The sequence below is a fragment of the Paenibacillus paridis genome (assembly GCF_006345825.1).
GTDB lineage: Bacteria > Bacillota > Bacilli > Paenibacillales > Paenibacillaceae > Pristimantibacillus > Pristimantibacillus paridis.
On sequence record NZ_VCIX01000072.1, the window covers coordinates 26,581 to 44,647 of the forward strand.

17 protein-coding genes and 1 riboswitch are annotated in these 18,067 nt (G+C 49.5%); all 17 genes read right to left on the minus strand.

Annotated features, from left to right (window positions below):
- Positions 1-17: 17 nt before the first annotated feature.
- The 17 genes from FJQ58_RS05350 to FJQ58_RS05425 all read right to left on the minus strand — a co-directional run bounded on the left by FJQ58_RS05350 (position 18) and on the right by FJQ58_RS05425 (position 17,990).
- Positions 18-941 (minus strand): protein kinase domain-containing protein, encoded by a 924-nt coding sequence (locus FJQ58_RS05350; RefSeq protein ID WP_139991407.1) that lies wholly within the window; start codon positions 939-941, stop codon positions 18-20.
- Positions 925-1,650 carry a vWA domain-containing protein gene (locus FJQ58_RS05355; protein WP_139991408.1) on the minus strand — a complete coding sequence of 242 codons (726 nt, stop codon included), beginning with the start codon at positions 1,648-1,650 and terminating at the stop codon, positions 925-927. The genes FJQ58_RS05350 and FJQ58_RS05355 overlap by 17 nt, the downstream gene beginning before the upstream one ends.
- A gap of 1,072 nt (positions 1,651-2,722) precedes the next feature.
- Positions 2,723-5,215, minus strand: coding sequence for a stage II sporulation protein E (spoIIE, locus tag FJQ58_RS05360; RefSeq protein WP_139991409.1), 2,493 nt, complete (start codon positions 5,213-5,215; stop codon positions 2,723-2,725).
- A 504-nt stretch (positions 5,216-5,719) separates the two neighbouring features.
- Positions 5,720-6,244 (minus strand): S1 domain-containing RNA-binding protein, encoded by a 525-nt coding sequence (locus FJQ58_RS05365; RefSeq protein WP_139991410.1) that lies wholly within the window; start codon positions 6,242-6,244, stop codon positions 5,720-5,722.
- Positions 6,245-6,392: 148 nt separating this feature from the next.
- Positions 6,393-6,701, minus strand: a complete 309-nt coding sequence (locus tag FJQ58_RS05370) for an FtsB family cell division protein (RefSeq protein ID WP_139991411.1) — start codon at positions 6,699-6,701, stop codon at positions 6,393-6,395.
- A gap of 8 nt (positions 6,702-6,709) precedes the next feature.
- Positions 6,710-7,318, minus strand: coding sequence for a spore cortex biosynthesis protein YabQ (gene yabQ, locus FJQ58_RS05375; RefSeq protein ID WP_238403826.1), 609 nt, complete (start codon positions 7,316-7,318; stop codon positions 6,710-6,712).
- Positions 7,315-7,602, minus strand: a complete 288-nt coding sequence (yabP, locus tag FJQ58_RS05380; RefSeq protein WP_139991412.1) for a sporulation protein YabP — start codon at positions 7,600-7,602, stop codon at positions 7,315-7,317. Before yabP ends, yabQ begins: the two co-directional genes overlap by 4 nt.
- A gap of 165 nt (positions 7,603-7,767) precedes the next feature.
- Positions 7,768-8,514 (minus strand): hypothetical protein, encoded by a 747-nt coding sequence (locus FJQ58_RS05385; protein ID WP_139991413.1) that lies wholly within the window; start codon positions 8,512-8,514, stop codon positions 7,768-7,770.
- A 131-nt stretch (positions 8,515-8,645) separates the two neighbouring features.
- Complete coding sequence (locus tag FJQ58_RS05390; protein ID WP_076338521.1) at positions 8,646-8,936, minus strand: RNA-binding S4 domain-containing protein; 291 nt, start codon at positions 8,934-8,936, stop codon at positions 8,646-8,648.
- A gap of 3 nt (positions 8,937-8,939) precedes the next feature.
- Positions 8,940-9,212, minus strand: a complete 273-nt coding sequence (locus FJQ58_RS05395; protein WP_053373361.1) for an HU family DNA-binding protein — start codon at positions 9,210-9,212, stop codon at positions 8,940-8,942.
- Between the two features lie 183 nt (positions 9,213-9,395).
- Complete coding sequence (gene yabN, locus FJQ58_RS05400) at positions 9,396-10,895, minus strand: bifunctional methyltransferase/pyrophosphohydrolase YabN (protein WP_420799816.1); 1,500 nt, start codon at positions 10,893-10,895, stop codon at positions 9,396-9,398.
- An 881-nt stretch (positions 10,896-11,776) separates the two neighbouring features.
- Positions 11,777-14,107: a polysaccharide biosynthesis protein gene (locus FJQ58_RS05405; RefSeq protein WP_139991415.1), complete on the minus strand. Its 2,331-nt coding sequence runs from the start codon at positions 14,105-14,107 to the stop codon at positions 11,777-11,779.
- Between the two features lie 151 nt (positions 14,108-14,258).
- Positions 14,259-14,801 (minus strand): stage V sporulation protein T, encoded by a 543-nt coding sequence (gene spoVT / locus FJQ58_RS05410; RefSeq protein ID WP_139991416.1) that lies wholly within the window; start codon positions 14,799-14,801, stop codon positions 14,259-14,261.
- 637 nt (positions 14,802-15,438) lie between these two features.
- Positions 15,439-15,603 carry a hypothetical protein gene (locus tag FJQ58_RS32255; protein ID WP_162341326.1) on the minus strand — a complete coding sequence of 55 codons (165 nt, stop codon included), beginning with the start codon at positions 15,601-15,603 and terminating at the stop codon, positions 15,439-15,441.
- Between the two features lie 91 nt (positions 15,604-15,694).
- A complete protein-coding gene (locus FJQ58_RS05415) occupies positions 15,695-16,468 on the minus strand; it encodes an ABC transporter ATP-binding protein (protein WP_139991417.1) in 774 nt (257 codons plus the stop codon).
- A gap of 46 nt (positions 16,469-16,514) precedes the next feature.
- A riboswitch (guanidine-I (ykkC/yxkD leader) is annotated at positions 16,515-16,686 on the minus strand.
- 239 nt (positions 16,687-16,925) lie between these two features.
- The gene (locus FJQ58_RS05420; protein WP_139991418.1) at positions 16,926-17,105 is read right to left on the minus strand and encodes a type II toxin-antitoxin system antitoxin; all 180 of its coding nucleotides are present in this window, start codon (positions 17,103-17,105) and stop codon (positions 16,926-16,928) included.
- Between the two features lie 12 nt (positions 17,106-17,117).
- The gene (locus FJQ58_RS05425; protein WP_139991419.1) at positions 17,118-17,990 is read right to left on the minus strand and encodes an SPFH domain-containing protein; all 873 of its coding nucleotides are present in this window, start codon (positions 17,988-17,990) and stop codon (positions 17,118-17,120) included.
- Between the last annotated feature and the right edge of the window lie 77 nt (positions 17,991-18,067).

The window sequence follows — 18,067 nt, forward strand, 5'->3', positions numbered from 1 at the left end:
CTGCTTATGGCTGCTGCCTACAGCCCATTGCGCAGCAGCCAGTAAACCGATGTTCCAAGCAGCACCGCCGATGCTGCTGCCAGCCCCTTTAACCATCCAGGCGTCTTTGAGGTTCTTCGCGTATCGCGCCTGTGCATCAATAAGCGCCATGCGGACGATGCTTCTTCCGCGTTCCTATATTGACCTGCAAATGCTTTGCTCAGCCAGCTGGCAATCGGTTTAAGCGCCTGGCTGGATTCGGCGATTTGAATCAGCTCCCCTGTTGACCGATTCAAAGGAAGCAGCTCCACAGTCAGCTGATGCAGTCGTTTGGGCTCATGAAGTTGTATGCACAGCACCCCAAACGAGAATAGATCGTATTCCGGGTCCGCAGACCGCGAACCTCCGTTCCAGTAACCACGATCATAAATTTCTGTAAATTGCCGTATTCCTTTACCGGATGCCGTCACTCCGCCGTAATCCACTAGCTCGACATGCCCGTAGTCGGCAACAAGCACATTCTCGACTTTGAGATCGCCGAAGACCCAGCCCGCCTGATGCAGCTTGGCCAGCTTGCCGAGCAGGTTAAGACCGACGAGCGGAAACCATTCCATGCCCTGCTGCTTCAGGAAATCGCCAAGCGTTGTCCCGAGCACATAACGCATAATATAAAAAGGATACTCCTTTCCGTCGGGTCCATACAAGTCGTCCACGTCAAAGAGGAACGTTTCCTGCCCGTGCTGCTTCTGTTTCGCAAGCGACTGCAAGACGTTAATCTCCGATTGCAAATCTACGGCATCAACACCGAGCTTCAGAGCATACCAGCTGCGATCGCGCTGTACGAGATATACTTTACCGTTTGCGCCCTCTCCAAGCAACCTGTCTACTTTATAGCGCCCTTGCTTCCATTTGCCGGTTACCACCATGCCGCGGCGAAGTTCAACCTTAAACGACGTAGTCACTCATCATCCCATCCGTTTCATCTCTGCTTTGTCTACCATAATCGCCTTGGCGGTAAAAATCAATGACCTGCATGATCGCCGGACCTGTAGGTGTCGTACCGCCCATTTGCAGCCTCGGAAAAATTCCGGTCACGCCGTTCAAATGGCTGGTCCAACCCAAATCCATTACACAATCATCGCCATGTCTTGAACCCGGAAAATGAAAAACGGAAATCTCGCTTTTCCCCTGCCTAGCTTGCAGGCTCAGCATTAGATCGCGAATCGCCTCTTCCACGGCCGCGAGCTTTGGCTTCATACTGGCGCTCGCGTCGATAAGAAGGGCTACCTGAAGGCTTGACGTCTCTCCAAGCTCATCAATGACACGAACGACATCCCCCCGCTTCTCTGGCGGCAGCGCTTCAATAGAGCCGTTGCCGAGCACATGCTTCAGCTCCTTCTGGACTGCCAGCTGAATCGTTTGAACTACCGTCTTGCGCGTCATCATCTGTACCGTTTGCGAGAGCTGGCGCGTGTTTACCATTCGGCTCAGGCCACCGCCTGCACGCGCAATCTCGTCAATCTCTGCCGCACCAAGCTCACCTACATCGCCATGATCTAGCACGCCCACCACATTTACCGAAATACCGTCCGAATAAGCATGCGCTGCCGCCACCACCGGGCTAAGCCCCACATTCGAGCAGCCATCCGTAATCAATAAAATCTGTTTCATAATGATTTACCCTCCTTTAGTGTTTGTGTAACAAACACGGCTTCGTAAGCATTAGCTTAGTGTTTGTGTAACAAACACGGCTTCGTAAGCATTAGCTTAGTGTTTGTGTAACAAACANATTAGCTTAGTGTTTGTGTAACAAACAGCTCTTCGAAAGCTCTGGCCAGATTTGACCTTTCTATTAGCTTTGCCTTTTTTGAGAGGGTTAAACCGCTAGACTATTAAAAGATTGCTTACCGGGCGTCAAAAACCCGCATAACGGCTGCAATGGTTATCAAAGTTGAAAGCTTTATATCATTTATCGGTCTTTGTTCCGGTTAAATAAATGGATATCGAATGCACACAACTAGCTAAAGTAGCTGAACTATCGATTTATCCGCTCTTTTCACTCGCTTTGGCCTTCTCTCCATTTAAATTAGCTGGAATTTCTACCGCTATTATCTACAATTCAGTATATTTCTGGAATTTAGAAGGAATTCCTCCTTCTAAATTCTAAGATTTGATCAGAAATCAACGGAAACCGTTAAATTAACGGTACAAATTCCATCTAATACATTTTTCAATCGAATAAGGCTAGTTTAGAGGGATAAATTCCTTCTAAACTATAAGCATCTTTCGAAAATCTCTGCACGCTCCCATATAACGAGTAAGGACAGCCAGTCTCTTTAACGTTTTAAATTCTTTTTATGCCACTTCAGGCAACAATTTAAACGATGTTTCAAATAGCGGCCAATAGGTTATAAACTGGTAGCTAATGAAACTCATAATTTACAATCGTATTCTGCACCTTACTTATTCCCCTCCACCTACTTACCAGCATGACGGACAACGCAAATAACACAAAAAAGCCCCTTGTCCACCAGCTCCGGCAAGCCGGCAGACAATAAGGGGTTTAGAATAGAGCTCAGAAGTCAGATCCACACCTGCTCACCGTTCAGATGCACCTCTCCCACACAGCCTAATCACAGCTCTTCAACTCATCAAATAGATGCACTTCCCATAGCTTGCTTAACAGATCTCGCAATCACTGTTCAGGCATACCACCCCCATGCAGTCAGATCGACATGGCTCTTCAACTCACCGTCCTTGGCCGCTCCATACGCGTTACGCCAGGGAAGCGGAAGGATGCCCACTCCGGCAGATGCTTATCGATCCTTGCAACGAGCACTGTCATATCATCCACAATTTCACCGTTATGATGGCGCACGACCTTGTCCAGCAGCGCATCGGCCATCTCCTGCGGATCTTCCGTATCCAGTTCGCCAATAATCCGTTTCATCCATAATTCTTTATTTACCGCAAGCCCTGGTGCATCATAAATACCGTCGCTCATCATGACGAGCGTATCCCCAGATTGCATTTGCATAGAAACAAAATCAATATCAATGTCTTGAATGATGCCAATGGGCAAGTTGTTAGCTGTTATTGGAATAACCTCATTTCCTCGTTTAATAAAGCTTGGGGTCGATCCTATCTTCATAAACGTCGTCTGAGCTGTGTATAAATCTACAATCGCCAGATCGACGGTAGCGAATACTTCATCGGAGGATCGCAGCAAAAGCACCGAATTCACGGACTTCACAGCCAGCTTCTCATCCATGCCAGACTGCAGCAGCTGCTGCAGGATCGATAAAGCCGCGCTGCTCTCCTGTCGCGCCCGCTCTCCATTGCCCATGCCATCGCTAATCGCAACAGCAAATTTGCCGTTGCCCAGTTCCACCATGCTAAAGCTGTCCCCTGACAGCAGATCGCCTCCTTTAGCCGCACCGGCTATTCCCGTCTCAACTTCATACTGCTTGGCCGAGCCAAAAGCCACAAGCGTCGGTTCCCCGCTCCTTGTCGGAGGGCGCTCGGATTTGACTGCAATGTGCTCTCCCAAAATATCACTGAGGAGCGGAGCAATAATTTTACGGCACTCATCATATCCCTGCCCAAAGGAATGATAGACCTCGATATCAACGTTTCCCTCCTCCAAACTTACAATGTCAATGCCCTGAACGGACAAGCCGAGCCCCTCCACCGCCTCCCGAATTTGTTCTTCCTGCAAATGCAGCGTCTGCCCTTCCCGTTTAATTTCCTTAGCCAAATCCTCCATGACCTGCGACACGCCTTGCAATTGATCAGCAACAAGTCCGCGAGAGTCGAATATTTGCTTCTTCCAGTGCATATTATTTTGATAAAGCTCGTACTGTTGAGTCATGTCATTCAGTACCTGAGACGATTTTACGCAATGGGCCGACCACGCACGCGGAATTTCCTTTGCCGAAGGCACCCGCTGCTCTTCTACTACGGTTATCATATCGGTCATCATTTTGTACGTGTGAAAAAACTTGTCCTCCCAGCAAGCATTCTGACGATGACAGCTCGCACAGCTGCGCTCAGCAACCGCATTCATAAAATGACCGATCTCTTCCTCCTTGTTCAGCGTAGTTACATTGTTGTTCAGTTGACCAAAGCTTCGAGATAGCTGGCGGAACACCTCCGAGTATTGGGATACACGATCTGCTGTCACCTCACGCACCCGCTTTGCATATTCATGCTGAGACTTGGCATGCTCGTTCGTTCCCGGCACATAGCGCGAAATCGTACGAATCATACTGCGCGGCGTAAGCATAAGCAGCGTGGCTGCAGCTACGGATTCCCAGGTTGAGCTCATCACATCAGCCTGGCTTCCTACATATATGGATAAAATCGATGTTCCAAGCAACATCCCGAATGCCGCCGCCATTTTGCCGCCATCACGCAGCAAGCCAGCCAGCAACCCCGCAAACGCGAGTAAGCTCATTTGTACGACTGCCCCGAAGTCAGCCAAGCTTAGGATGAGTCCTGCAACAACACCGACCGAAGCGCCTAGCGGTGCGCCGCCTGCAAGTGCAAATAACAGCAGCATATAACGAGACATGACATGTTCTGCCGACATGCCGTAAAATACCCAGCCTACGGCGCCCGTCATGACTGATGCAAGAAGAATCATCAGACAAATGATTTCTTCGTTTTTGAGCGTAGCCGATTTCTTGGTCATGGTAAGCACCGGAATGGCCTGAATGAATACGAGCGTAAGCACGAAACCAAGCGCCGCCTCCACGACAACGAGCATAAAGTTATACCAGCTTAGCTCGTCCCCTATAAACACGCTGAACATCTGAACTAATAACGTGGAAGCGAAGACCAGAATAGGGGCCGAGGAAAGCTCAGCCTTCTCGTACGCCTCCAGTCCCTTCAGAAACAAGAACAACACCGCAATCTCCATCGCAATCCACATGGGCGCCGGATCGGCAGCCAGCCAGCTGCCAGCAACCAAGGATATGGCCACCCACGGGTATATATCCCTTCTCATGAAATAAATAACGGCGAAATAAGCAATTGCAAACGGCATAAGTGATTCAAGTATGACTGCCCTGCCAAGCAAGAAAGCTACGCCTACCAGCAGAAATGTCCACTTTTTGGCTAAAAGAACCTGAATGAAGCGGCGTGCCGCCACCCACTCTCGTCCTTTCTGCATAAACGCCTGAGCCAGACCTGTCCGTTTCATACCGGGAAGCACAACCACGTTTTCCTTTTCCATGACCAGACACCACCATTTCCGAATGTAATGTGTTTCCCATTATAGGAGGTTGTCCGTATGAAGTTTGTCAGTTAACGTAACACGTTTGTAAATTTTTTCCGACAAAAAGAATTAGCCCCGCGTGCATTGTCAGCGCCTTGTCAAAGGTATGCGCCGTAACGGTTTCTCCCCATTTCACCGAATCGAAAACCAAAACTCCGACAACAAAATATGTGCTGTTTATTTTTAGGATGTTGGCGAAACAACGTGATAACCTGTCGGGAATGATGGAGGATCAGAGAAAAGTATTTTTTCGGGGGCAGCCATGCGACATTCAAACGACACTCCCCGTGCCCCGATGCCTTCTGTCCTTTCATTCATCAGCATTTACGCAGGTTTGGCAGCCTGCTTCGACAGCATGTAGTACGCTTGTACGATTAATTTGTATGATCAGCCATACGTGAAACGCAAAAAGAGCAGAACCGGGTAGGTTCTGCTCCATGTATAATGTTATGACGATTCAGCTTATACTCGCTTGGCACCGCGTCCGCCGCGTTTGCCCTCCGTATTCTTCTTCAAAGAGGAGATGCGTTCTTCGCTGTCTTTCAGGAAACGTGACACTTTATCCTCGAATGACGGTTTACCGTATGCCGGTCTGCCAGACGATTGCTTGTTGAAGGGACGACCGCCGCCGCCACCACCACCGCCGCCACCGCGGTTGAAACGTTCGCCACCACCACCACTACCGCCAGTGCTTCCACCGCCGCCTCCGCTGTGACGCTCGCGTTGTTGTGGCGCTGGTTGGCCTTCTGGCCGGTCAATGGCTTGCTTAATGGAAAGTCCGATCTTTCCGTCTTTGTCCACGTTGATCACTTTAACTTTCACGACATCGTCGATTTTCAGGTGATCCTTCACGTCTTTGACGTAATTATCAGCAATTTCCGAAATGTGAACAAGACCCGTGACACCTCCCGACAAGTCGACAAATGCCCCAAAATGCGTAATGCCTGTCACTTTTCCTTCTAACTTAGCGCCCACTTCAATTGCCATAAAATAAAATGTTCCTCCCTAAAAGTTATGCGAAGCAAAACTGAATTCATAAGCATGAGCTAAAAGTTTTGCGAAAACGCTATTAACGTGATTATAACCGAACCGTTCAAGTAAGGTCAACAGACGTTCACCCGATTTACAGCCCTATTTAGTCACTGAATATTTGCTGCTCTCCTTCTTTTACCATGCCCTGCTCTTTTGTTGCCAGTTGTTCGATATATTCCGGATCATTTAAACGTTCAATTTGACGTTTGAGCGCTTCTGTTTCTTTGGTTGAGGCATCCAGTTGCCCTTGGATTGTGGTGAGCTTAACGCCAGTCGCCGTTTTCTGCTGCATTTGGCCGAAGATCGTATACCCCGCCCAACCCATAAATAGCACGATGAACATCAACCATAGTTTAAACCGGCGTTTTGTGCCAGCATTCCCTGGCGTTTTATTTACAGCTGCTGTTGCCATGAGCGGTGTTACCTCCTAAACCATTTACTCCACATTCGAGCAATTAGTAGTCCAAAGCCCTTCAGCTTATCGGTTAACTGCCATTTGGCCGTGTAGGACGAGAGCCAGCGCCATAGGGGCCGCGTGACAGGTCGAACCATCCAAGCAAACAGTTTCCAAAATGGACGAACCAATTGTAACACAATTTTCAAAACGAAAATAGTGAGCGCAGACCCAAATGCAAATATGACCAATCCTAGCTTATACAGCAATAAAATCGGCTTTACGACAAGGATTTCCAGACATTTCAACAAAATGGAGATCAGCTTGCGTACTGCTCCTATGAGCCATTTCACAACGACGATAACCACTCGGCTGAGGAGCAAATAATAGATTATGATACCAATAGCAAGTCCAATAAAAACGTACGCCCGCACCTCGCCATTGTTGCTAGCGTACAGCACCCGAAAGACGACTAGCGCCGCCGCCATCCAGTAGATCACGTCAAGCACCGGCAGCCACCAGCGCGGAAACTTCAGCTCGTTCGAAACGACCCGATAGCCGTCGAACACGGTTCCCATGCCTAGTCCGGATAACAGCATGGCTGCCATCGTCATCCATTGCATGCTAAGCGTCACTTAAATAGCTTCCCGAACAGCCCTTTTGATTTGGAAGCGGCAGTATTCCCATCCATATAGGCGAGCGAATGGACGAGCCCTTCAATAGCTACCAATCCCTGTTCAAGGCTCAGATGCTTCATATGCAAATTTTGGCCCTTAACCGCCAAGAAGCCAAGCTCCGTCTCTAGTAAAAACTCCTCGCTGTCGAAGCTTTCCACGTTCACTACACCGGTAAGCTCAAGCAGCTTTCGATTCAGCATTTTGACTTCCTGATGCTTCTGACCTTTGCCTTGGTCAACCATAGACTCGTCCTCCGCTTCATTAGCATGTCTTTGACGCAAACGGCTAGCAGGCCAATGACGGCATCGCATACGTTTCACGTTCAAATATAAGAGGCGGGCAAGCGCAAGGCTTATCCTGTCTTATATGTTAAGACTAGCTTATGGGTGGAAGACAAGAATTAGAACCTAATCTCTTGGATTCTCAGACATAAGAGCATCGTCATTCCACTCGGTGTTCACCTGCAGGAAGACGAGCAGCAATACGATAACGAAGAACTGGAAGGCGAAATTAATATATAAATCAAGCAACAGGTTTACAATGACACTCTCGACAGGCAATAGAGCCGCTATTCCAATGCCTGGAACGAGGACAAGGCCTGTGATCGCGCCACCCCCAATGGCATATCCCGCAAATTTAAAAAACCTTCTACGCGCCATCTCGCGGCAAATTTCCAAAGGATTCGTACGGGAGGTATCTGTCACAGCCACAACTATGGGCAGCAGCATAAGCCATACCGCGCAGAGAATACCCGGGATCACGAAAAGAATCAGGCCCGCGCTTATGATTGCATTTTGCAAAAAACCGTAGATTAGTATCTTCGGCCATTTGCGAATACCAAATCTTATCGACTGCTTAAGCCCCACATTCCCGCCAGTAAGCCGTCCCAGTATGTAATAAACCACCATAAGCGCTACGACGCTCAAGAAAATCAGCTGAATAATAGCATCCATTCCCGTCGTAGACGAAAAAAAGCCTCTTTCATTCCAGCTTTCGTCAACAAAATAGTATTTGATCACTTCGGCAGGAAGAGTCAAGATAGCCACAAGCGCAAAAATAGGAAGCATATTTTTGGTAAATAACGAAAATGCATGGCTTAACAAAGGGAAACCCTTTCGCCGATACTCAGGAACGAGCAATTGGAATTGATTCATAGATTCGTCCTCCGAGTATATAAACCTTTTTTATGAAGCTGAAACAGGTAATCTAGCAAAATTAGAAGCCGCCTATTACGCACAAAAAAAAGACTGCCTGCAAGTGTTAAGCTTGTAGACAGTCCTCGATGTTATTGCTGTTGTTCCCAGTCGAGCGTGTTCTCGCGCTGGCGTTGTTCTTCTTTCACCAAGGTATACAGCTCTCCGGCTTCATCCTTACGGGTCGTCTCCGCGATTCGCTCAACGCGCACGGTTACGATCTTCTGACCGTATTGGATTTGGAGCTCATCACCGACCTTTACGGCGCTGCTGGCTTTCGCTTCGCGGCCATTGATCCATACGCGCCCTTGCTCGGATACATCCTTCGCAACGGTACGGCGTTTGATCAGGCGGGATACCTTAAGAAATTTATCCAATCGCATAAACTATTGGATAGCTTCTTTCAATTTGTTGCCTGCTTTGAAAGCAGGAACTTTTGCTTCCGAAATTTCGATTGGAGCGCCTGTTTGCGGGTTGCGTCCAGTGCGTCCAGCACGTTTACGAGTTTCGAAAGTACCGAAGCCGATCAATTGTACTTTATCGCCACCAGCAAGCGCATCCGTTACTTCGCCCAAGAAGCCGTTAAGTACTGCTTCTACGTCGCGTTTAGTCAAACCGCTTTTTTCTGCAATGTTGTTAATCAAGTCTGTTTTGTTCATTATAAAATCCTCCTAATTCGTTACCGATATTTTTTGTGGTCGACGCTTAAAGCGCCGCCGTTGCTTTCAATGCTTACTCTCACGAAGAATACTTATTCTGCCTTCTAGCAAATAAATCCTGCCGCTTTTTTAAATTTTTTTGCGGTTGGTGTGGAATTAAGGCGATTCCTGACGAAATGGAAGCTACAAATGACGCTTAGCCTCTTCCCACCAGCGATCCATTTCTGTTAAATCAGTCTGGTCAAATTGCTTGCCGCTTATACGAAGCTGTTCCTCAATATACGCAAATCTACTGCGGAATTTTTTGTTCGTACGCGAGAGCGCCTCCTCGGGATCGGCATGAATGAACCGGGAAGCATTCACAACAGCAAACAACAAATCGCCAAGTTCCGAAGCTTGCTCTTCTTCGGACTGCGAGGCAATCGCCTCACGCAGCTCCGCAAGCTCCTCTTCGATCTTGTCCAGCACCGGTCCAAGCTCATCCCAGTCAAAGCCGACTTTAGCCGCTTTTTTCTGAAGCTTGTACGCCTTCATGAGAGCCGGCAGATCTGGAGGGATACCGTCAAGCACCGAGTTGCGGCCCGCATCGGTTCCTTTCAGACGTTTCTCCTCTGCCTTCATCTGCTCCCAGTTGCCAAGCGCCTCCTCGGAATTGCTGGCATTCAGCTCCCCAAATACATGCGGATGGCGGAAGATAAGTTTCTCGTTTAGTGATTGTATCACATCATAGACCGAAAATGCGCCTGTCTCTTCTTCCATTTGGCTATGCAGCATTACTTGCAGAATAACATCCCCAAATTCTTCCTGCATGCCATCAGGATCGTCATTATCGATGGCCTCAAGCGCTTCGTACAGCTCTTCGATGAAATTTTTGCGGATGGATTGATGAGTTTGCTCACGATCCCACGGGCAGCCCTCGGGACTGCGCAGGATAGAGACGATCTCGTGCAGCCGCTCAAAAGAACGATTGCGAAGCGCCGCATCGTCTGTACGAGGCACCCAAATCAGCGATAAATTGCCGTAGCCTGGCGTGCGGTCCAGCTCATACAGCGGAACGCGAATAATTTGCTGCTCTGAAGCAACCCCCAGCGCATGGCCGACCACAACCTCGTAATCGTCGGGATATCTTTCCATCAGCGCAAGCTTTACATCGGATGCCGTGAAAGCATCATACACTTGACCGATCAATGTATGCAACTGCGGCTGTAAGAGAGAGGGCTGTAATTCCGCTGCATCCAGCAGCGCAAAGCCTTCAATCGGGTCAATCCCAAGACTGACGAACGCTTGGTCGAGAAAACTTTCCCCGCCGATGATTTGAAGCTCGATTCCCGCTTCCGGGCACTGCTCACGAAGCAATTGGACGGTACGCTCAGCCACCATCGGGTGACCCGGTACCGCATAAATAAGCGAGCTAGAACCAGCGTTTCCGGCAGAGCCCCGAGCTTCGGCGATTAGGGTTTCGGCAATCGCTTTGTAGACATCGGGAAAGGAATCATGCTGCTCATAAAGTGTATCGAACGACGTAAAAGCAATGCCATTTTCCGTCAGCATCGACATCGCAGGATGCTGCGCGGTGCGTACAAAAACACGCTCCGACGCCTGCAATCTCCGCCAAACGCCAAGCGTCAATTGATCCGGATCGCCCGAGCCGAGACCGACGACCGTAAGTTGTGGTGTGGACACCATTATAAATCCTCCTTAGAGATGATTTGATATGCTGCTTCCAGCTTTATGGAAAGGGCGCAGCGCCAGCCGCAAGCCTCGAATGAAACCAACGTGTTGGCATAGGCCAACTGAATCCAAAAATAGGTAATTCAACTCACCATAACCATAAAAATAATAGTCAACTAGGGACTGTAAAAAGTAATCATGAACCAATTCCAACAAAACTTCAATAACGCAGATTAAATTTTTTTCATGAAGGATTAGCGGTAGTTATGTTGCAACCAGGTTCTTAGATTGATTAAGACATGTAAAGCTAAAAGTTCGGCTACTAAACGGAGCACTTCGTTTCTCTCGGACGATCCTCAGGCTTCTCAAAAACCCCTCCATATCCGGTTCATTTGGAGCTGCTGGGCTGGATTAGATCTATTTTTTAGACCTATTTCAGCGAATTCAGCTATATACGCTAATTTAGATCTAGAAAGTAGATCTATTTCTCCAAAACTCGGCTATATCCGGTCCATTTGGAGCTGCGTGGCTGGATTAGGTCTATTTTTTAGACCTATTTCAGCTGTTTCGGCTATTTACGGTAAAATAGATCTAGAAAGTAGATCTATTTCTCCACACTCAGACCATGGAAATCAAAACAGGAGACCATCATACTTAAAACTGCTGAGATAACAGAAAAACGCCGGATATATGAACGCAATCAATCGATTTAATTTCATGCAGTGACCGAAATTATGTAGTTGACTCATAGAAACTCTGTAACGGTGAGCACTTGCATCCAATCTTATCAATGCTTCAAGTAACAAGCCTGCATGAGTTACTGGCTCGAAATATAGGCATCTTAAACTCAAGCAAGATGCCGCATTTGTAGGAGCTAACCGCCATTTCGCCGGTTAGCTCTCATCTTTCGCTGGCGGAATAAGCCGCCAGCGCCGCAAACGGGCGGCCAATGCGCCGCCGCCCGGCAGCGCGCGCAATTCGCGCGCGCTCACGGCGCCGCCGCGCAATGCCGCGGCGCCAAAGGCGCAAGCGCCGACGGCGACGCACGTCAGCGCAAGCGCAGCTGCTGCCGCCCTAGGCGGCAGCCCGCCGAGCGCGGCGTTCAGCGCTCGCTCGGCGACAAGAAGCGCCGCGGCCATGACCGCGAGCGCAAAGCCCGTGCCTGCGGCCGCGCGGCCAGGCGCCGGCCAACGCCTCCGCTTCGCCGCTCCGCTCGCACCTTCCGCTTCACCGCTCACCTCATCGCTCCCACGTTCCGCCGTCGCACTCGCACCATCCGCTACACCGCTCGCCTCATCACGCCTACGTTTCACCGCCACACTCGCACCTTCCGCTTCACCGCTCGCCTCATCACGCCTACGTTTCACCGCCACACTCGCGCCTTCCGCTTCACCGCTCACCTCATCGCTCCCACGTTCCACCGCCGCACTCGCGCCTTCCGCTCCACCGCTCACCTCATCGCTCCCACGTTCCGCCGTCGCACTCGCACCTTCCGCTTCACCGCTCACCTCATCGCTCCCACGCACCGCCGCCGCACTCGCGCCTTCCGCTCCGCCGCTCGCCGGATCGCTCCAGCGTTCCGTCGCCAACGCACTCGCACCTTCCGCTCCGCCGCTCACCTCATGGCTCCTACGTGACGCTGCATTCGTACGCTCGCCGACGTAAGACTCGCCGCGCATGGTTCCCCAAGTACCCGTCATTGACGCTCCCGCTGCTGCGGCATGATAGCGAACAGCAATCGTGCCAAGCAGCGCAGCAGCGCTTAAGGCCACGACTCCGCCAATGGCGGCGCCTTCAATGCCGTATGAAGGAACAAGCACAGCGTTAAGCACGCCTTTCAGCACAGCCGCCAATAGCAGCAGAACCGCTGGAATTCGAACTGCGCCAAGACTTTGCAGCACCGGTGCAGTTACCGCGTTCACACTGCCAGCTAGGGCGGTGCAGCCGATTAAGGCAAACGCTAAGGTTCCTTTGGCGTCCTCATACAGCATAATATTGAGCGGCTCCGCAAGCAGCACTAGGCCTACGGCTGCCGCCGCCCCAATTGCCCATGCCGCCCGTTCAACAAGCGAGAGCTGCGTGCGCAGCTGCCCGTAGGCCCCCCTCATCCGTGCAAGCGCCAGCCCAGGAACCAACGCAGCCGCCGCAGCTCCAGCCACCATTACAACCAGCTGAACTAGCGGCTGCGCTCTACTGTAAATGCCGAACATCCCCATCGCATGCGCTTCAGAGGCTCCGCTTACTTGCAGCAATCTCGGCACAGTAAAGGCATCCACTACGCCAAGTACCGGAACGACAACGGCCCCGAGCGCAACAGGCAGGGCTATGACAGCAAGCTTTTTAATCTCTTCTTTTAAGGCGTCAGCTTTGCGGCTGAAACGCTCGCCTGTTCGTTTGCTCCATGAAGAAACAGCCAGTATCAGCAAAGCCGCTGCTCCTCCGAACGCAGAACCGCTCATTACGCCCGAGGCCACAGAAGCCTCCGCCCAGCCCGCCGACCAGCTTAATCCAAGCACAAGAAGCATTACCCCCACCCGTACCATTTGCTCGACAACCTGCGATGCAGCGGATAAGCCCATCTTTCCAAGGCCTTGCATATAACCACGCAATGCGGCGACAAAAGGAGCTAACAGCAGAGCAAAGGATACCGATCGTATCGCCCCCGACGTCTCTGCATCGCCAATCCAGCGCGCCACATGATCCGATCCCGCCCACATGAAGCCAAAAGACACGATGCCTGTCATGCCAAGCAGCAGCAAAGCCGCATATAGCGTTCTCCTTACCCCTTCCGTATCATTTCCTTTTCGCAGCCTCTCCGCAATGAGCAAGGACACTGCCGTAGGCAGCCCCGCTGTTGCCAAGGAAGCGGCCAACTGGTAGAACGGATAAACTGCATTATAAATGCCAAATACCCGGTCTCCCGCCATATTTTGCAGCGGTATTTTCTGAAAAACGCCGATCAGCTTAGACAGCAATGCCGCGCCTGCCATCAGCACGACGCCATTCACAAGAAGCCGTTTAGAGCCGCGCCCCACTTGAACTCTGCCTTCTGCAGACGGTTGATCGCCCCCCTCAGCAGTTGCTCCAACTTCCAAAGAAGGCATCAATTCCTCGACTTTGCTCTTGTCTACTGCTCCTTTTACGGCCGCATTATCCGTCTTTCGACCACCCGCCAGCTCCAGCCCATCCGCTGCATGTCCATTTTCCCCCGGCTTGCGGTTCATCTGCCCCACTCCTGCCTATCCCTCGATTGATATTGGTCTTTATTATACCTCACAATCGCAAACCTTGAAAAAGCTTCCCCAATCAAGATTTCTCTCGATCAAAGAAGCTGTCTCCACACTCTTGTATTCCCTTTTTCAAACATTCCGTGATTTATTGCTCCATTTGCTTGGCTAGGAAACCTGCTGCCGTCTCTGCCATCTTAGTTTCCATATTAGCCATTTTCACCGATTCATCCTTGCTTAGCAGCACAACGGTACCAATCGGATCACCGCCCGCAATGATCGGAGCAATGACGAAGGAGCTGTAATTCTCCTGCGTATCCTTAATGATTTCGAATGCGCCGCCGTTAGCCTCTGTCATCGTTTTGCGGTTTTCCATACAGCTCTCCAGAACAGCTCCCACTTGCTTGTCCAACAGCTCTTTTTTGGATGCTCCAGCGACAGCAATGATGTTGTCCCGGTCTGTAATTAAAGTTACATGGTTCGTGCCCTCAAACAACGACTCCGCATATTCTTTAGCGAAATCGCCCAGTTCACCGATAGGAGAATATTTTTTCAAAATAACTTCGCCATCACGATCTACAAATATTTCTAGAGGGTCACCCTCGCGAATACGCAGTGTACGGCGGATCTCCTTCGGAATCACCACACGCCCGAGATCATCGATGCGACGTACAATTCCAGTTGCTTTCATTTCTTGTTGCCCCGCTTTCCTAGAGGATTTTGAATCGACTGGACTTTTGCTGCTCGTTTATAACGAAGAAGAAACATCCTTCAAAGATTTTGAATCTGACCATAGTATTCATCCGCTCCCAATATCTTATACACGGATGACATTTCCGACCAAACGTTCCATCTCCTTGTACAAAAACGGCCAATGGCATGGCTCGTTTTCGTGCTTCCACTTCCTTATCATCCCTTTTCAGCATGCCCCGTTTCCTGCTTTTGCTTGCATCTTAATCAGAATATTTTGGTTGCGCAGTCAGACCGCATATTCGATCTATTTAATTCAACTTCCATTCTCATGCATTACACAATTTTAGAATACCCTTTTACTTTTTTCGTGAAAATTCATTGTTTTATGGGGGTCATGCAGTATAATGCATGTACATTTGAAAGAAAAAGCGAAGAAAGCTTAAATAAATGGCAAAGTTAGCCCTGGGGAAAATTTTCTAATGAAGTAAACAAGATAGCTATACTACGGGGTTGGTGGCGATACGGCGACGACAGCTTCATCGTAGTCAATGGCAGTCAATGACTTGATAAGCTGTCGCATGCCTGAAGAGAAGAGGAATGGAACACGGATGCGAAAGAGGGACAAATACGCTTTATTATTCTGCCGATTTAGAGAAAGCCTCGGGATGTCGGAAAAACAGAACGGTCGCAATCACGCCAAATACCGCAAGGGCAGTACTGCTTTTCTTTAATGCCAAGGGAGTTAGTAATTTCTGCTCCTTAGAAGCCTCTATTTTCTTTGCTCGCTCCATTGCCGTCATTCCTATTTCCTCCCTCATGGTTTGGATAACAACTAAATTAGTTACTCTAACCTTTCCTCCACAGCCGTCTGCGCATCGTAAAAAAAGCAATTTAGTGCTTAAGAAGCTGTCCAAGCTCTCGCTTTAGGGCCAAAAAGTCAGGATGCTCACGCACCTCTGGCGAGCGCCCTTCAGGCAATTCCACGCGATATTCCTTCAAAATCCGGCCCGGTCCGGCTCCCATGACCACGATGCGCTGCGACAGAAATATCGCTTCATCAATATCATGAGTAATAAAGAGAACGGTCGTTTTCTCCCTCTCCCATACTTCAAGGAGCATCTCCTGCATCTCCAGCTTCGTCTGCGCATCCAGTGCCCCAAAAGGTTCATCCATCAGCAACACCTTCGGTCGGTTGGCTAGTGCCCGCGCTATGGCTACCCTCTGCTTCATGCCCCCGGACAACTGCTTCGGGTAGGACTTTGCGAAAGATTCAAGGCGAATAACCTTCAGAAAATAATTAGACAGCTTACGACGGTCCAAAATTGAAATGCCTTTCAGTTTCATGCCATATTCAATATTTTCACGGACCGTTAGCCAAGGAAACAGCGTATACCCTTGAAAGACCATCCCCCGGTCAGCGCCAGGTCCGATAATGTCCTCGCCATCCACCTGGAGCGACCCGCCGCTCGGCTCGTCCAAGCCTGCCACCATGCGAAGCAGCGTTGATTTCCCGCAGCCTGAAGGTCCTACAATCGTGAGAAACTCGTTTTCGCCAATGTTCAGGTCGATGTCGCGAAGAGCTTCGAAACGGCTTTTCTTTGACTCATATACCTTTTGCAATCCGCGAATCTCAATAGTCCCGTTGGTCGATTTAGCTGTCAGCATTCGATCACTCCCCAGTAGATTTAATTAAAAAAAAGCCTAGGAGATCGTCTCCCAGGCTTTTATCCTTCCGTGTTATACAGCCCCTCGGTTTAGAGCCATTCATGGCTACCTGTTCGCTATACGCTATCTCTCGGACCAGAACTCAAACGCTTTCGCCCATCTGCAAGAAATCAACAGAGGCTTCATATCGATTGAACGGAACCCTAGACAGCTTTTTTTGTTCCCATCCATATTACGGAGGAGAACCTATATTTAATTGTCATAAAACCTAACGTTAATTCGAATTATAACGTCGAACATGCGCCTTTGTCAACGATTATGTAATATTAATTAACATGAAAGCCCTCATTTTTAGTTAAACGCCTCAACCGTAATCATCACAAAAAAGGCCGTGCAGAATGATTCTGCACAGCCATTTCCTTTAACTGCTCTTTTGGAACTTCAATTTTCCACTAATTCAGGATTCATTTTCTTCCTTCGGCGTCTTCTTCAGCCGCCCTGCCTTGCCCAGCGCTTCTCTCAGCAAAAATTCAATGTGCCCATTGACGCTCCGGAATTCATCCGCCGCCCACTGCTCCAACGCGCGGTGAATTTCAGGATCCAATCGAAGCGGAAATGCTTTCTTTTCTTTTGCCATTTCAATCAGCCTCTAGCCGTACAGCGTTCCTGTATTAATCACAGGAGTAGCGGCACGATCGGACACAATCGAAACCATTAAGTTGTTCACCATAGCAGCCCTACGCTCATCATCCAGAGTGATACCGTTTGCTTCAAGCTGCCGAAGCGCCATATCCACCATGCCGACGGCTCCTTCAACGATTTTGGAGCGTGCCGCCACAATCGCGATCGCTTGCTGCCGCTGGAGCATTGCACTTGCAATCTCCTGCGCATAAGCCAAATGCGTAAGACGAGTCTCAATCACCTTAACGCCAGCGACCGAAAGGCGATTTTGCAATTCCTGATTAAGTTCTGCCGCCACTTCGTCCGCATTGCCTCTTAAGGACAAAGCCACGTCTTCAGAGAACACATCATAAGGATATTGCGCCGCAATATGCCTAACCGCCGTTTCGCTCTGAATTTCTACAAAACGTTCGTAATTATCGACATCAAAGCTTGCTCTTGCGGTATCCATGACTTTAAAAACGACTACCGCTCCAATCTCAACCGGATTCCCCTCGGCATCGTTTACCTTGAGCGTCTGGCTATTAAAGTTACGCACCTTTAGCGAGATTTTAGCTTTGCTCGTCAGCGGCAGCACCATCCATAGTCCACTCTCCAGAACGGAACCCATATAGGTACCGAACAACGTTACAACCTTCGCCTCGTTCGGCTGTACGATCATAAGCGAGGATAGGCATAAGGCTGATAGCAGCACCAAAAATATGCCAACACCTATCATTATGCCGGAAGGTTGATTCTGCGACGTTTGAGATATGAATAGATATATTCCCCCGGCTCCAGCGACAATGGCAAATAATAGAGCCATATAACCACTCACATACCAAGCCTTTTTCTCCTTCATGACACCCACTCCTTCAACGGAATTTATATATTGTTTTGATATAAAAATGATATCACTTTTTACAAATATAAGCAATC

Excerpts from the sequence above, each read along its gene's own strand:
- FJQ58_RS05355 (WP_139991408.1), bottom strand. The coding sequence starts at position 1,650 with ATGAAACAGATTTTATTGATTACGGATGGCTGCTCGAATGTGGGGCTT.
- spoIIE (WP_139991409.1), bottom strand. The coding sequence starts at position 5,215 with ATGGAAAAGGAAAACGTGGTTGTGCTTCCCGGTATGAAACGGACAGGT.
- FJQ58_RS05365 (WP_139991410.1), bottom strand. The coding sequence starts at position 6,244 with ATGGCAATTGAAGTGGGCGCTAAGTTAGAAGGAAAAGTGACAGGCATT.
- FJQ58_RS05370 (WP_139991411.1), bottom strand. The coding sequence starts at position 6,701 with ATGGCAACAGCAGCTGTAAATAAAACGCCAGGGAATGCTGGCACAAAA.
- yabP (WP_139991412.1), bottom strand. The coding sequence starts at position 7,602 with ATGGTTGACCAAGGCAAAGGTCAGAAGCATCAGGAAGTCAAAATGCTG.
- FJQ58_RS05385 (WP_139991413.1), bottom strand. The coding sequence starts at position 8,514 with ATGAATCAATTCCAATTGCTCGTTCCTGAGTATCGGCGAAAGGGTTTC.
- FJQ58_RS05390 (WP_076338521.1), bottom strand. The coding sequence starts at position 8,936 with ATGCGATTGGATAAATTTCTTAAGGTATCCCGCCTGATCAAACGCCGT.
- FJQ58_RS05395 (WP_053373361.1), bottom strand. The coding sequence starts at position 9,212 with ATGAACAAAACAGACTTGATTAACAACATTGCAGAAAAAAGCGGTTTG.
- FJQ58_RS05405 (WP_139991415.1), bottom strand. The coding sequence starts at position 14,107 with ATGAACCGCAAGCCGGGGGAAAATGGACATGCAGCGGATGGGCTGGAG.
- spoVT (WP_139991416.1), bottom strand. The coding sequence starts at position 14,801 with ATGAAAGCAACTGGAATTGTACGTCGCATCGATGATCTCGGGCGTGTG.
- FJQ58_RS32255 (WP_162341326.1), bottom strand. The coding sequence starts at position 15,603 with ATGACGGCAATGGAGCGAGCAAAGAAAATAGAGGCTTCTAAGGAGCAG.
- FJQ58_RS05415 (WP_139991417.1), bottom strand. The coding sequence starts at position 16,468 with ATGCTGACAGCTAAATCGACCAACGGGACTATTGAGATTCGCGGATTG.
- FJQ58_RS05420 (WP_139991418.1), bottom strand. The coding sequence starts at position 17,105 with ATGGCAAAAGAAAAGAAAGCATTTCCGCTTCGATTGGATCCTGAAATT.
- FJQ58_RS05425 (WP_139991419.1), bottom strand. The coding sequence starts at position 17,990 with ATGAAGGAGAAAAAGGCTTGGTATGTGAGTGGTTATATGGCTCTATTA.